Origin of the sequence: Crinalium epipsammum PCC 9333 (genome assembly GCF_000317495.1) — a bacterium.
Lineage (GTDB): Bacteria > Cyanobacteriota > Cyanobacteriia > Cyanobacteriales > PCC-9333 > Crinalium > Crinalium epipsammum.
In genome coordinates, this window is sequence record NC_019753.1 from 1619790 (window position 1) to 1633906 (window position 14117).

General features: G+C 39.4%; 13 protein-coding genes and 1 pseudogene. 8 read left to right on the forward strand and 6 right to left on the reverse strand.

Annotated features, from left to right (window positions below; all coding sequences use genetic code 11):
* Positions 1-366 precede the first annotated feature (366 nt).
* Positions 367-1425, forward strand: coding sequence for an NAD(P)-dependent alcohol dehydrogenase (locus tag CRI9333_RS06895; protein WP_015202447.1), 1059 nt, complete (start codon positions 367-369; stop codon positions 1423-1425).
* A gap of 173 nt (positions 1426-1598) precedes the next feature.
* On the opposite strand, the gene CRI9333_RS06900 is transcribed toward CRI9333_RS06895, so the two are convergent.
* The 3 genes from CRI9333_RS06900 to CRI9333_RS06910 all read right to left on the reverse strand — a co-directional run bounded on the left by CRI9333_RS06900 (position 1599) and on the right by CRI9333_RS06910 (position 5012).
* Positions 1599-2012 (reverse strand): type II toxin-antitoxin system VapC family toxin, encoded by a 414-nt coding sequence (locus tag CRI9333_RS06900; RefSeq protein WP_041225972.1) that lies wholly within the window; start codon positions 2010-2012, stop codon positions 1599-1601.
* Between the two features lie 2 nt (positions 2013-2014).
* The gene (locus tag CRI9333_RS06905; RefSeq protein WP_015202449.1) at positions 2015-2287 is read right to left on the reverse strand and encodes a hypothetical protein; all 273 of its coding nucleotides are present in this window, start codon (positions 2285-2287) and stop codon (positions 2015-2017) included.
* A 121-nt stretch (positions 2288-2408) separates the two neighbouring features.
* On the reverse strand, positions 2409-5012 hold the full coding sequence (locus CRI9333_RS06910; RefSeq protein ID WP_015202450.1) for a M1 family metallopeptidase: 2604 nt from the start codon (positions 5010-5012) through the stop codon (positions 2409-2411).
* Between the two features lie 388 nt (positions 5013-5400).
* Between CRI9333_RS06910 and mfd the strand changes: the two genes are divergently transcribed.
* The 3 genes from mfd to CRI9333_RS06925 are packed head-to-tail and all read left to right on the forward strand — an operon-like array spanning position 5401 to position 9476.
* Entirely contained in the window at positions 5401-8862 is a 3462-nt protein-coding gene (gene mfd / locus CRI9333_RS06915; protein ID WP_015202451.1) for a transcription-repair coupling factor, read from the forward strand.
* A 36-nt stretch (positions 8863-8898) separates the two neighbouring features.
* Positions 8899-9123, forward strand: coding sequence for a hypothetical protein (locus tag CRI9333_RS06920; protein ID WP_015202452.1), 225 nt, complete (start codon positions 8899-8901; stop codon positions 9121-9123).
* On the forward strand, positions 9120-9476 hold the full coding sequence (locus CRI9333_RS06925) for a type II toxin-antitoxin system PemK/MazF family toxin (RefSeq protein WP_015202453.1): 357 nt from the start codon (positions 9120-9122) through the stop codon (positions 9474-9476). The genes CRI9333_RS06920 and CRI9333_RS06925 overlap by 4 nt, the downstream gene beginning before the upstream one ends.
* A gap of 6 nt (positions 9477-9482) precedes the next feature.
* On the opposite strand, the gene CRI9333_RS06930 is transcribed toward CRI9333_RS06925, so the two are convergent.
* On the reverse strand, positions 9483-9725 hold the full coding sequence (locus CRI9333_RS06930; protein WP_015202454.1) for a type II toxin-antitoxin system RelN family antitoxin: 243 nt from the start codon (positions 9723-9725) through the stop codon (positions 9483-9485).
* 55 nt (positions 9726-9780) lie between these two features.
* Between CRI9333_RS06930 and CRI9333_RS06935 the strand changes: the two genes are divergently transcribed.
* Positions 9781-10020, forward strand: a complete 240-nt coding sequence (locus tag CRI9333_RS06935; RefSeq protein ID WP_015202455.1) for a type II toxin-antitoxin system Phd/YefM family antitoxin — start codon at positions 9781-9783, stop codon at positions 10018-10020.
* A complete protein-coding gene (locus CRI9333_RS06940; protein WP_015202456.1) occupies positions 10017-10409 on the forward strand; it encodes a type II toxin-antitoxin system VapC family toxin in 393 nt (130 codons plus the stop codon). Before CRI9333_RS06935 ends, CRI9333_RS06940 begins: the two co-directional genes overlap by 4 nt.
* Positions 10410-10464: 55 nt before the next feature.
* Here the strand turns inward: CRI9333_RS06940 and CRI9333_RS06945 are convergent, their stop codons facing one another.
* On the reverse strand, positions 10465-10893 hold the full coding sequence (locus CRI9333_RS06945) for a hypothetical protein (protein ID WP_015202457.1): 429 nt from the start codon (positions 10891-10893) through the stop codon (positions 10465-10467).
* Positions 10894-11313: 420 nt separating this feature from the next.
* Here CRI9333_RS06945 and CRI9333_RS06950 point away from each other — a divergent pair, with 420 nt between their 5' ends.
* Complete coding sequence (locus CRI9333_RS06950) at positions 11314-11538, forward strand: hypothetical protein (RefSeq protein ID WP_015202458.1); 225 nt, start codon at positions 11314-11316, stop codon at positions 11536-11538.
* A pseudogene (locus tag CRI9333_RS06955) lies at positions 11535-11800 on the forward strand (Txe/YoeB family addiction module toxin). The gene CRI9333_RS06950 and the pseudogene CRI9333_RS06955 overlap by 4 nt, the downstream one beginning before the upstream one ends.
* Before the next feature lie 64 nt (positions 11801-11864).
* Here CRI9333_RS06955 and topA read toward each other — a convergent pair.
* The gene (gene topA / locus CRI9333_RS06960) at positions 11865-14057 is read right to left on the reverse strand and encodes a type I DNA topoisomerase (RefSeq protein ID WP_015202460.1); all 2193 of its coding nucleotides are present in this window, start codon (positions 14055-14057) and stop codon (positions 11865-11867) included.
* Positions 14058-14117: the final 60 nt, after the last annotated feature.

The window sequence follows — 14117 nt, forward strand, 5'->3', positions numbered from 1 at the left end:
CAAATTATTAACTTTTGTAAAGTAATCAGCTAGTCGTTCAAGGGCAAGAAACATTACCTGATATTGGCTTGTTTACAGATAGCTATTTGCGGGTAGTCCTTGATAAATCTTTCCTGACTCGGCTGGTCACTTTCTTTTCTTTTCTTAAATATAGTATATAAAACTACAAACTTTCTAGCATTTACCACTTTGGTTTATGTTTCGCAAGTGGTTGACATAGGTAGTATTGGTTTAACCACTCCCCGTCTGTAAGCAGGGGAGTTTTGTTTGCTCTTGATAGGACATCTGTAAATTTGCACAACAGTTTTTAGATCATCAAAAACTTTATAAACCCGTCAATGTTAAATATTCAAAGGAGATAAATCTGTGATTAAAACTGTTGGATACGCTGCTCAAAGTGCCACCGCGCCGTTGGGTTTGTTCAGCTTTGAGCGACGAGAACCAGGCGCACAGGACGTGCAAATCGAAATTCTCTACTGTGGAGTGTGTCACTCTGACTTACACACAGTCCGTAACGAGTGGAAAAATACAACTTACCCCGTCGTACCTGGACATGAAATTGTTGGGCGTGTAACCAAGGTTGGTAATGAGGTAAAAACCTTCCAAGTTGGCGACCTTGCTGGTGTTGGCTGTATGGTCGATTCGTGCCGTACTTGTCCTAGCTGCCGTGAGGGGGTTGAGCAGTTCTGCGAGAACGGAAGTATTTTTACCTACAACAGTCCAGAAAAGCAAACTGGAAAAACCACCTACGGCGGTTACTCTAACCAAATTGTCGTAGACGAGAACTATGTACTTCGCGTATCTGACAAGCTTGAGCTTGCTGGCGTTGCGCCCCTACTGTGCGCGGGTATTACCACCTACTCCCCCCTACGCCACTGGCAGGTGAAAAAGGGTGACAAAGTTGGCATCGTCGGCTTAGGTGGCTTAGGACACATGGGGGTGAAGTTTGCTCATGCCTTTGGCGCTCATACGGTGTTATTCACGACATCAGCAGACAAAAAAGAGGATGCTTTGCGCCTTGGTGCTGATGAGGTGGTAGTGTCAAAAAATGAGGAAGAGATGAAGCAGCACCTCAATAGTTTTAACTTCATTTTGAATACAGTAGCAGCACCGCATAACTTAGACGCATACACCGAATTGCTCAAGCGCGACGGCATAATGTGTTTAGTAGGAGTACCTGGTACCCCGCATCCCTCGCCAAGTATTGAAAATCTGATTTTTAAGCGCCGTCAGCTTGTCGGTTCGTTAATTGGGGGAATTAAAGAGACGCAGGAAATGCTCGACTTCTGCGCTGAACATAATATTGTTTCGGACATTGAATTAATTCCGATTCAAAAGATTAATGAGGCTTACGAGCGGATGCTTAAAAGTGATGTGAAATATCGTTTTGTACTCGATATGGAATCATTAAAGCAAGAAGGTTGAGCGATTGTAGCCATTGAAGGGTAGCCTCGGACAATTAATAGCGGCTAGGTATTTAGTGAAAAGTTATCTGGTAGACAAATTACTTATATTTTAAATGCCTAGCCCTATCACTAAAACAGAAGTTTAGGCACAAAGATTCTTTTAACCCAGATGTAGGCAAAAGTTAGAATTGATTAAGGAAGGATATCGAAATAAGAGCAGTGTCGCGGGCGAATGATGCTGAAGTCGCGTCTATCCAAAGTTAGAACTTTATTTATATTTAGTCTTTCTGCTATAGCTACAATCGTAGCATCAACAAAATCTAACTGGCTATCAGCATATTCTTCTAAAATTTCTGCAACTCTCTGTAAATCAGTTAGAGTTATTGCCTCTAGAATGGTGTTACTAGCTGCAAGTTGGGTTAAAAAACGACGCATATAAAAATGTCCCATTCGGGAAGCAATTAAATAGCATACTTCTGGTAAAACAGAAATTGGTAATACTAAAGATTCATTTAACTCACGAGCAACTTTAATTACACTAGCATGATTTTTGTCTTTGTTGTTAAATGTTGCTATTAAAAAGCTAGTATCTAAAATTGCAGCCATATTCATTCATCTCGCTGAAGAGTCCAACCACGAATCGGGTCTATTTCTTGGGATAAAATTTCTTCATCTCGTTCTGATAAATCTTCTTCGGCTTCACCTAACCCAGCTATTGCTAGTAGAAAAGATGAGCTATTACCTTGAGAGCTATCGGGTTGATTTAATAAATTATTCCCTTTCGCCTTGAAGTTAAGATAGTCTATAAAGCTAGTTAATTCAGGTAAAAGTTCAACTGGAAGTTCTTGGACAGCATCAATTAAGTTTTGACGATTATTCATAATTAGTGTTATTTCTACCCTGTTATAGTCAGGGAATTTATGGATGCTTTTTTATGTTAGCAAATTTTATATTAGAACTCCCCCTCCGTAGGCAGGGGAGTTCTGGGTATGTGGTTTTAGATTAGTTATTGCTAACTACTTGCGCTTTGGCTTCTAAGTTTTCTAGACGACTTCTGAGTTCCTGATTTTCTTTTTTCAGTAAATCTAATTCTTCCCGCATTTGTTTAACTGCTTGATCGGAACCAGCTTTTTTCTGTACGGTAGAAATGGCTTCTTCTGCCATGCGGCGCACTCGTCCATCAGGAGTTTGATCGGCTAGAGATTGCAATATTCCTATAGCTTTAATTGTCTCCATTTGTCCTAGCGCCACTGCAACTGAAACTTGAGTTAAAAAGAAGCTTTCTTTAGAAAATTCTTCTAGTTGCTCTAAAATCCATTCAACGTTATTAGGGGTTTGACCTGTAGAAATGCTACCCAGTGCGCGAATAGCTGAAAGTCGCAAGGATTGGGGGATACCTGGGGTGGTATACTCAAGAATTGTACTTAGTGCAATATCAGAAGTTTTTAGTTGGCTTAAACCTGCGATCGCACCTGTACGCACAACTTCATTCCAACCAGTTTTTTCCCTCAAAACATGAGTCAATATTTCAATAGTCTCATCTTGCTGATATTGGAGATTAGCGGATACCATACCGCCTAAGGCTTTAGTTGCCATTGACTCAACATAGTAACTAGCATCACCATTTTGTACAATTTGTTTGAGCGCATTGTAACTTTCTAGGGTTTTGATATTACTTAAAGCATCAACTACTGCTCTACGCACTAAAGGATTTTCATCTTTTAAACCTACAACCAAACTCTCAAAAACTTGATCTAGTTTTATTGAAGCTAGTAGTTTTGTAACTTCCGCCCGAACTCCCCAGAATGAATCTTGCTGGAGAGCTTCAGATAATGCTTTTATGGCTTCTAATCCGCCTTTTTTAGCTATTGCTTCAGCCGCATAGATGCGAGAAACAGGATCGGGGTCGTATTTAAGTTGGGCTTTAAGTTCTGGAAGCGGGTATTCTAATGAGACAGTTTTTAAGGTATAATTATCAACGTCAAAGCTGACAAATTGTGGTTTTTCTTCTAATGGGAAGTAAAAACTTTGTTCTCGCTGGTTGATTCGTACTTTAAAAGTTTTGGCTTGAGTGTTTGACTCTGGCTGACTATAACCAAAGCCGATAGGTATTTTTAGATCAAATAGATCTTTGCTACCATTTGTATCTGCTTTTGCTTGAGTTTGGGTGACAGTTACTTTGGCTAATTTACTATCTCCATCCCACGAATAAGCAACTTGGAAATCTGGATGACCACCTCGATAAACGTATTGATCGAATAAGAATAGCAAGTTGCGTCCGGTAGCTTTTTCAATTGCTCTTAATAAGTCAATTGTTTCTACTGTTTTATGGGCGTTATCCTGCACAAATGTATGAATTGCTTTCCAGAATAATTCATCACCCAACTCGGCGCGAATCATGTGATATACACAAGCGCCTTTTTCGTAGAGGTGGCGATCGTATAATTCAATTGCTTCTCGATAAACATGAGTAACAATTGGACGACGATAGCGAGAAGCATCTTCTGCTAAATAACTACGTGCTTCATTTAGGATGTAGTACGCAGCATCATCTTTGCCATATTCTTGATCTGTCCACATTACCTCAGAATAAGAAGCCATTCCTTCTTTAATCCAAGCGTGTGACCAGTGTTTAATTACTACTAAATCCCCAAACCATTGATGAGCGAGTTCATGGGCAACTAAGCTTTCTGTACCACGATTATCTAATGCTGCGCGTTCATCTAGTAAGCATCTATCTGTTAATAAAGTGGTGGAAGTATTTTCCATTCCTCCAAAGATGAAATCATCCACGCATACTTGCGCGTATTTTGGATAAGGATAAGAGTAGCCATATTTTTCACTGAAAAACTCAATCATGCGGGGAGTTTTGCCCATGCTACGGCGGGCATCTTCCTCACGAGTTTTCTCTACATAATAAGTGACGGGTCTGCCTTGCCACTCATCTTTAATTTCAGCAAAGTCACCCACTGCTAATGTCATTAAGTAAGTTGGGTGTACTTGTTGCTGTGACCAGTGGTAAATTTTATTTTCACCAGCTTCTTCTGTATTAATTAATTCCCCATTAGAAATAGCGATGAATTTTTGAGGAACTTGCACCCTAATTTCTGAGGTTGCTAACTGTCCAGGGTAGTCGAAACAGGGGAACCAGAAACGAGAGTCTTCATCTTCGCCTTGCGTCCAAACTTGGGTGGGTTTGTTGGGGTAGTTGTTATCTGGGAGGATGAAATAGAGACCGCGTTGGGGTTTTTCTACAGAATAGGCGATCGCAATTTTTATAACTTTTCCAGCTTGAGTTGGCGTTTGCAGATAAATGTGTAGCTGTTCGCCATCATAATCAAACGTTTGTGCAGTTTCATCAACCTGAACTGACTCAATGTTGAGATTGACAGCATCTAGCGTCAACTGGTTAATGCCACTACGCACGGGAGTTAAACTAATAGTGCAAGTCCCGTGAAAGCTTTGCTGAGGGATATTGAGGATTAAATCTAGAAAAATATGTTCTACTTGTCCAGGGCGATCTGGGTTGTAGTGAGGGTGTGCGCCTGGTAACTCAAAAGACTTGTGACCGTTATTATCTGAATCAAACAGGGAATGAAACTTCATTATAGGGTAGATATTTTGTAAGAGTAGAGGTATCGCCTGAACCGATTAAGGAAAAAGCGATTCGCTATCTTTCCAGATTAGCGTTAATCACTTCTTACATCTGTGTTCATCTGTGTGCATCTGTGGATATCTGTGGTTAATTATCTAAAATCTGACTAAGCATGAGAGGTCTAGTAATCCCTTGCAGTAGGATCACCATCAGCTACTCCCTTCCCGCCCAAAAAATACCTATTTGAAAAACCGCCAAGACGCAAAGAACGCCAAGGAAGAAGAAGAATATGATCAGAGTAATCTTTTAGTGGGAAGGGAGTAGTAGCGCATACTGCCAAGGAAAGCCATCTAGAATAGTGAAGATAAGCAGCTATCCGTTAACCAGTTTTGTTTGTTCATGGCATTCTCTTCTATTATTCGTGCCTTGGGGCGATCGCCTCTCACCAGTGAATTCCTCTCTAAGCTGGATCGCCAGCAATTTGTGCGACTAACTGGCGTTCCCCGCTTGCCTAAAGGGTTAGTAGCGTCTGCGATCGCACAAACAGAGGAAAAAAATTTGTTTGTGGTGACGGCAACCCTAGAAGAAGCTGGACGTTGGGCAGCGCAATTAGAAGCTATGGGTTGGCAGACGGTACACTTTTACCCAACTTCGGAAGCGTCACCTTATGAACCCTTTGATCCTGAGTCGGAGATGACTTGGGGACAAATGCAGGTATTGGCGGATTTGGTCATCGGTCATGGGTCATCGGTTGCTAATGGAAATGGCAACAAATCCGGTAAATGGGCAATAGTCGCTACGGAGCGATCGCTTCAGCCTCATTTGCCTCCTCCCGATGCTTTTAGCCCGTTCTGTTTGAGGCTTAACCAAGGGGAAACTTGGGAATTAGGCGTTTTTAGTCAAAAGTTAGCGCAACTAGGCTACGATCGCGTTCCTCTGGTGGAAATGGAGGGGCAATGGAGTCGGCGCGGAGATATTATTGATGTGTTTCCGGTGTCGGCTGAACTTCCAGTACGGTTGGAATGGTTTGGCGATGAGTTGGATCAAATGCGGGAGTTTGATCCAGGTACTCAAAGATCTTTGGATCAGATTAAGCATTTACTTTTGACTCCAACTGATTTTCGCTCGATTGTTACTGAAGTTTTAAATAAAACGAACTCGCAAGAAACAACAGAGGAAGAAAGTGTTAGGAGGCTTTTAGGGAAGGCGTTTGAAAATGTTGCTTCCTTGTTGGATTATTTGCCTGAGAATACTTTAGTTGCTATTGATGAAGATGACCAGTGTCGCGCTCATAGCGATCGCTGGGTGGAACACGCGGATGAACAGCTATCAGCTATCAGCAGTCAGCAATCAGATTTACGCAGATTGCATCGTAGTTTTGATGAATCTATTGGGGAAATAACAGCTAAGTTTAAGCATCTTTATTTGTCGGAGTTGATTGATGAAAATAATGGGATTAATTTGGCTAGTCGTCCACTGCCTACAACTCCCCATCAATTTGCCAAGATAGCAGACGTTTTGAGAAAGGAACGCGATCGCCGTTTCGGAGTTTGGATTGTTTCGGCACAACCTTCGCGATCTGTCTCCTTGCTGCAAGAACATGATTGTCCGGCGCAGTTTGTTCCTAACCCCCGTGATTATCCAGCTATTGATAAGTTACAAATTCAACATACGCCTGTAGCTGTAAAATATTCGGGTTTGGCAGAATTAGAAGGGTTTATTCTGCCTACTTTTAGATTAGTTGTAATTACAGATAAAGAATTTTTTGGGCAGCATTCTTTAGCAACTCCCAGTTATATTCGCAAGCGTCGTCGCGCTGCTTCTAAACAAGTTGACCCGAATAAGTTAGAAGCTGGTGATTATGTCGTTCACCGTAATCATGGGCTTGGTAAGTTTCTGAAGTTAGAAAGTTTAACCCTTAACCATGAAACTCGTGATTATTTAGTTATTCAATATGCTGATGGTTTATTACGGGTAGCTGCGGATCAGGTTGGTTCTTTATCTCGATTTCGTCATACGGCTGATCAAGCACCAGCACTTCATAAGATGTCTGGTAAAGCTTGGGAAAAAACTAAGGGTAAAGTCCGTAAGGCGATTAAGAAGTTAGCGGTCGATTTGCTGAATTTGTATGCCAAGCGATCGCAACAAACAGGTTTTACTTACCCGCCTGATTCACCTTGGCAAGAGGAATTAGAAGATTCTTTCCCTTATCAACCAACGCCGGATCAGTTAAAGGCGACTCAAGATGTGAAACGGGATATGGAAAGCGATCGCCCAATGGATCGTTTAGTCTGTGGTGATGTTGGTTTTGGTAAAACAGAAGTAGCAATTCGCGCTATTTTTAAAGCTGTTACTGCTGGTAAACAGGTAGTATTTTTAGCACCAACTACTATTTTAACACAGCAACATTATCACACTCTTAAAGAAAGGTTTGCACCTTATCCGGTTAATGTTGGTTTACTTAATCGTTTCCGTTCTGCTGAAGAACGCCGTAATATTATCCAAAGATTAGCTACTGGTGAATTAGATATAGTTGTTGGTACTCATCAGTTGTTAAGTAAGGAAATTAAAGTCAAAGATTTAGGTTTGTTGGTAGTAGATGAAGAACAGCGATTTGGTGTTAATCAAAAGGAAAAGATTAAATCCTTAAAAACTCAGGTAGATGTTCTTACTCTGAGTGCTACGCCTATTCCGCGAACTCTTTATATGTCCTTATCGGGGATTAGAGAAATGAGTTTAATTACTACTCCACCGCCATCCCGTCGCCCGATTAAAACTCATCTTTCTTCTTTCGATCCTGAAGCCATTAGAACTGCAATTCGTCAAGAATTAGATCGTGGTGGACAGGTATTTTATGTTGTACCGCGAATAGAAGGAATTGAAGAAACTGGCGCTAAAGTGCGGGAAATGATCCCAGGATGTAGATTAGCGATCGCACATGGTCAAATGGATGAATCAGAATTAGAAGCAACCATGTTAGCTTTTAGTTCAGGGGAAGCAGATATTCTTCTTTGCACTACTATTATTGAATCGGGATTAGATATTCCCAGAGTTAATACAATTCTAATTGAAGATGCTCATAAATTTGGATTATCTCAGTTATATCAATTGCGGGGGCGTGTGGGACGCGCAGGTATTCAAGCACACGCATGGTTATTTTATCCTAAACAAAGTAAATTAACTGATGCTGCAAGGCAACGTTTAAGAGCTATTCAAGAATTTACCCAGTTAGGTTCAGGTTATCAGTTAGCAACACGGGATATGGAAATTCGCGGTGTTGGTAACTTATTAGGTGCGGAACAGTCGGGACAAATGGATGCGATCGGTTTCGATTTATATATGGAAATGTTGGAAGAATCTATCCGTGAAATTCGCGGACAGGAAATTCCTAAAGTTGATGATACGCAGATTGATTTACAACTTACTGCATTAATTCCTGCTGACTACATCCAAGATTTAGAGCAAAAGATGAGTGCATATCGTGCTGTTGCTTCTGCTAATAGTAAAGAAGAGTTAAATAATATTGCAGCAGAATGGAGCGATCGCTATGGTGAAATTCCCAAAGCTGCTAAACAATTATTATGTGTTATGGAATTAAAACAAGTTGCTAAACAACTCGGTTTTAGTCGGATCAAACCGGAAGCCAAGCAACATATTGTTTTAGAAACTCCAATGGAGGAACCTGCTTGGAATTTAATTTCTGCTAACTTACCAGATCATCTGCGATCGCGTTTTGTTTACTCTAAAGGTAAGGTAACAATACGTGGTTTAGCAGTACTTAAAGCTGATAAGCAGTTAGAAAGCTTAATTGATTGGTTAGGCAAAATGCAAGGTGCGATTCCAGAAGCGGTCATGGTGTAGCGTGAAAAAATTTAATTAAAATCAGGATAGTTTAATATGTTGACGACTGCTCAAGAAATATACACAAAAATTCTTCTAACTTTGCCACCGATTGAGCGGTTACGTTTAGCAACTTTGATCCTCAATGAGTTAGTTGAACACAATCAAACTGTCGTTGATTATAGTGATACCTGGACAGAAGAAGATCAAATTGATATTACCAACTTCTCATTGCAGTACGGAGCTACACTTTTACCTGAAAGTGAGGAGCTAGGTAAGTGATATTCAATCCTGGTGATGTTGTTACGGTAGATTTTCCAGGCGTTACTGGTGTTAAACGTCGCCCTGCGGTAGTTCTATCATCAAATACTTATCATGCCATCCGTCCTGATGTAATAGTGGGATTGATAACTACTAAAACAACTACTTTAGGTGCTACTGACTATACACTTCAGGATTGGGCAGACGCAGGTTTACGAGTTGCGTCTATTTTTCGCAGTTTCATTGTTACTATACCGCGCTCAAATAATTTGATAGTGATTGGGCATCTATCAGAGCGTAATTGGAAAGCTGTTCGTCTATGTTTAAAATCTGCACTTGTGAACTTGGAAGATCAGGTGGATAATCCGAATTAGGACTACTTACCCCTCAATTCCCTCCCACATTTCTGAGAGGGGTATAGTTTTTCCAGTTAAAGCTTCGTGTAAACCTTGCCGAATTCCTTCTATAACTATTTCTGTGGGTGTTTCATCTGTGTCTGTTTCGTCTTCTTCGGAAAGTAAAACAATAATACGAACGTGCTGTGGTTTAGTAACTTCTAGCGATTTATCTAGTATAAGTTCCCCGTTTTCATTAATTGTGGCTGTGGTTTCAATTGCTTTCATAAATGCTGATAGTGTTGTTAAATAACCTTGTTCTTATTTATCCCAAAGTTACACTATGCAAACGGTAACGATTAACGAAATTCAACAAAACCTTGCAAGTTACCTTCACCAAGTCGAAGCAGGTGAGACTATTATTGTTATGCAAGCAGGGAAACCTGTAGCTGAAATTAGACCAATTCAGGCAAACATTAAGCAACTTCGACCTTTTGCTCTCTGCGCTGGAGAATTTACTGTCCCAGATGATTTTGACGCAGCTTTACCAGAAGACATTCTGAACGCATTTGAGGGTACATGAAGCTACTGCTTGATACCCATATTTTTCTTTGGTTTATCAATGGCGATGGGCGATTGTCAAACGACTTGCGCGAGAGCATTCGCAACCCAGACAATGAAGTTTATTTAAGTGTTGTCTCAGTGTGGGAAGCAATTATTAAGTATCAGATAGGTAAGCTACCATTACCAGAAGCGCCTGAAATTTACCTGCCAAAACAACGCGATCGCCATCTCATCGCCAGCCTTAATTTAGATGAAAGTAGTGTTGCTCAACTTGCCAAGCTACCACTGTTACATAAAGATCCTTTTGATAGGATACTCATCTGTCAAGCTTTACAGCACGATTTAACCATTGCAACAGTAGATACTGCAATTCGTGCTTATTCAGTTAGCGTAATTTCTAATATCTAAAATATTCCCCTGCCCGTCGGTTGTAGCAGTGCAGGGGATAGGGTTTTACATTTAATTAGGTTAACATACCTAGACAAGATCTCATATATTCTATCGTTCTATATAGTTTATCAAGCTCCGTTTTAGCCTCTTGTAATTCATTTTTAAGTCTTACTTTGTCGTCTTTAAGCCTTTTTATGTCCCTTTCATGTATTTGATTTTTAATTCTATCTTGGAATTTAAGCATTTCATTTTCCTTTTTAAGTTCTTTATTCTCATTCATTAAACCCCAAAAATATTTGTATGATATCTCAGTAGTTAGAAAATGCTTTTCGCAATATTTACATTGTCTTTCATGAAAGCTCAGGTTCACAATTTTATCGTTTATAGAATATGGATGAAAGGGTTTCGTTACTTTTCCAGATAATTCTTTTGTTGGAGAACAATCGTGATTTTCCCATTTTTGACAATAAGGACATTGAGTTAGAAAAGATTTATTAGCCATGATTTATACCATAAAAAACTATTATAAATAGTGCATAAGTTATACTTATATGTCAAGTGTTTATTATTTATTTATTCGATTTTTTTAATTAAAAAAAATCAGTTATTATAGACCATCAAGATTTAGAATATAGACAAGGTTTTTTATATAAAATCAAATTTTACAGAATTAAATAGATGTTTTTTTGTACCAGGTACAATCTTGCATATATAAACTGTATCTACTAGAATAAAACATAAATAATCTATTAAAATTTTTAAAAAATGTTAAAATATGTGTTATAGGAATATTTTTTGTGTAAGGGCTACGCCTACGCAAGTAGTTTAATTGGGAGAGCGATCGCATTTGTACCTATAACCAATTGAGTTAGAATATAATCACATTACCATCACACAAAAATTCTAAACTGTACTTTCAAAAATGCAAACAATTTATAGATTAAAAGCTAGTGAACTAGATCATCACTTTTTGGAAGGACTAAAAGCAACTTTTCAGGACAAAGAAATAGAGATTATTGTCTATGAAGTGAATGAAACTGATTACTTATTAAAATCTGAATCTAACAAAAACAGATTATTCAAAGCGATAGAAAATGTCAATAATGGAACGAATTTAGTAGAAGTCAGTCTAGAAAATTTTGAATGAGCAGAAAAATAGTATTTGAAGCTTCTGCATTTGAAGACTTTAACCAGTGGGCAAAATTAGACAAAAAATTTACCGCAAGATAGTAGAACTGATTAAAGATATAGACCGTTCACCATTTTTAGGTTTAGGTAAACCAGAACCGCTTAAGTATGAACTTAGTGGTTTTTGGTCTAGACGTATCAATGATGAACACCGTTTAGTTTACCAAGTTACTGATACTGAAATAGTCATAATAGCTTGTAAGTACCATTACGCTGAATAGCTGCGTTAGCGTTGGTGGCAGTTTGCCATTAGACATAGTATGCAGAATGACAACAATTAAATCTCTATCCGCGTTTAGTCTTTTTCTCTGCTTTAATCGGCTTCATCTCCCCAAACTTAGGCGACCACCAGTTACCCGTCTTACTCTCAAAAAATGCTACTTCTTTACATTTAGCTTGCCGATTTTTAGAATTAGAACAACGCAGCATAGTTTTATTCTGTCCATTCTTGCTATACTCGTAACGCTCTAAAGATGCGCTGCAAACAGGACAAGTATACTCGGTCAACGATTCTGTTTTAGGCGCAACTTTCCGCTCAGAATAAGGTAACTCATAACTTCCGCTTTTCACATTTAAAAACATTACGCACCCACACCCAGAATTACGCTTGTCGCAACTCAAAAAATGGTCTGATTGCATCTTCTGAGACTTAGAAGCAACTTTGGTCATTTGCTGTCCGCATTTGGGACATTGAATATTGATTGATTTTGATGTTTTGCTTTTAGCGGTACTTTTATTAGTTGGCGGACTGGTTTGTTTAAAATTTTTAATCTCACTAATCGCTTTAGTTAATGCTGGTGTAAAATATTCCTGATTCCAACTGGTTAAATAAGATTCCCAGTTTAGAGAACCAGATGCGATCGCATCCAATTTTAACTCCATTTGCGCTGTAAACTCAGCCTTAATTAGATCGGGTAAAACTTGATCTAAAAAAGCATCTAACTCCATCCCCAGTTGCGTTGGTTGCAACTTTCCCTTAGTTAGTTGCACATACTCACGCTCCTTCAAAGTCTTAATTGTCGGAGAATAAGTACTAGGTCTTCCTATCCCCTTACGTTCCATTAATTGTACTAACTTTGGTTCTGTATAACGTGGGGGTGGTTGAGTTTGCTTTTTATCCGCACGCGCTTGTTTAAGAGTAAGCGGTTGTCCTTCCTTAACTTTAGGCAGTTGCGAATCGTCGCTGATATTATTCCAATACCTTGTATAGCCTGGAAATACTAAAACTTGTCCCCGCGCTTCCCAATAAACTGAATCTGACTGAGTAATAATGCGAGTTTTTGCCAATTTAGCCGCCGCACATTGAGAAGCAACAGCGCGATTCCAAATTAGTTCATAAAGTTGAGCTTGATCGCTACTTGCTTGATTTCGCAACCGTTCAGGAATTAAATTAACATCTGTAGGGCGTATCGCCTCATGTGCTTCTTGAGCATTTTTAGCTGCACGATGTTTTGCTAACTTAGTTGGTACATTCTCAGGGTCGTGTTGTTGCAAATACCCGCGCACATCAGCACAAAATTGATCGGACAGTACAACTGAATCTGTCCGCATATAAGTTATATAACCTGCTTCGTATAAAGATTGAGCAACTTTCATAGTTGCTTCTGGACTAAAGCGCAACTTTGCACCAGCAGCTTGTTGCAATGTCGAGGTAATAAAAGCAGCAGGTGGAGATTGAGAAGTGGTTTTATTTTCTACTTTAATTATATGGTGAGGATTGGTTTGTGCGATCGCAACTAATCTATCAGCTTCCTCTTGAGATTTCACCCTATCTGATTCCGCAGTCTTAATTTCACTACCCGCATCATCAGCTTCCTCCGCCTTTTCCTTAGTCTGTCCCTGCAAACTGCGACGATAGAAAGCTTTGAAACCTTCTGCATATTCTACCCACACTGACCAATAATCCTGGGGAACAAACGTAATAATTTCCGTTTCTCGCTGCGCTAATAGATGCAAAGTCGCACTTTGCACCCGTCCCATTGATTTTGCACCATTATTCAGCGCCCAAACTAAATGCTTACTTCCCTTATAACCAACTAACTTATCTAAGCAATCCCTAGCACGACCTGCGGCGATTAAATTTTGGTCTAGAATTTTAGGATGAGCAATTGCTGTAGTGACAGCAGGTTTAGTAATTTCAGCATAAGTAACACGCTTAGGTTGTTTTAATCTTAATTCTTGCGCTAAATGCCAACCAATTGTCTCCCCTTCTCTATCAGGGTCAGTCGCAATGTAAACTTCACTTACTTGCTTAACAGCTTGTTTCAATTCTGTGATAACTTTCCTAGCGCGTTCATTTCTTGCTTCATAACGACAGCGCACTTGTTCCCCATCTAAATCAAACCCTAAAGCATCTTCCCCATCATTTGCTAACTCTCGGATATGTCCCATGCTAGCTTTAACAATCCAACCAGATCCCAAAATTTGGCTTAACTTTTTGAGTTTTCCAGGGGATTCGATTAATAAAAGTTTTGTCATAACAATTATCAATTATCAATTCAATAATATTGCATCTAGCCGTTCACATAAAAAAACTTA

Coding starts and splice junctions, on each gene's coding strand:
- CRI9333_RS06910 (WP_015202450.1), bottom strand. CDS start 5,012: ATGAAGTTTCATTCCCTGTTTGATTCAGATAATAACGGTCACAAGTCT.
- CRI9333_RS06905 (WP_015202449.1), bottom strand. CDS start 2,287: ATGAATAATCGTCAAAACTTAATTGATGCTGTCCAAGAACTTCCAGTT.
- CRI9333_RS06930 (WP_015202454.1), bottom strand. CDS start 9,725: ATGAAAGCAATTGAAACCACAGCCACAATTAATGAAAACGGGGAACTT.
- CRI9333_RS06900 (WP_041225972.1), bottom strand. CDS start 2,012: ATGGCTGCAATTTTAGATACTAGCTTTTTAATAGCAACATTTAACAAC.
- CRI9333_RS06945 (WP_015202457.1), bottom strand. CDS start 10,893: ATGGCTAATAAATCTTTTCTAACTCAATGTCCTTATTGTCAAAAATGG.
- mfd (WP_015202451.1), top strand. CDS start 5,401: ATGGCATTCTCTTCTATTATTCGTGCCTTGGGGCGATCGCCTCTCACC.
- CRI9333_RS06935 (WP_015202455.1), top strand. CDS start 9,781: ATGCAAACGGTAACGATTAACGAAATTCAACAAAACCTTGCAAGTTAC.
- CRI9333_RS06920 (WP_015202452.1), top strand. CDS start 8,899: ATGTTGACGACTGCTCAAGAAATATACACAAAAATTCTTCTAACTTTG.
- CRI9333_RS06940 (WP_015202456.1), top strand. CDS start 10,017: ATGAAGCTACTGCTTGATACCCATATTTTTCTTTGGTTTATCAATGGC.
- CRI9333_RS06950 (WP_015202458.1), top strand. CDS start 11,314: ATGCAAACAATTTATAGATTAAAAGCTAGTGAACTAGATCATCACTTT.
- topA (WP_015202460.1), bottom strand. CDS start 14,057: ATGACAAAACTTTTATTAATCGAATCCCCTGGAAAACTCAAAAAGTTA.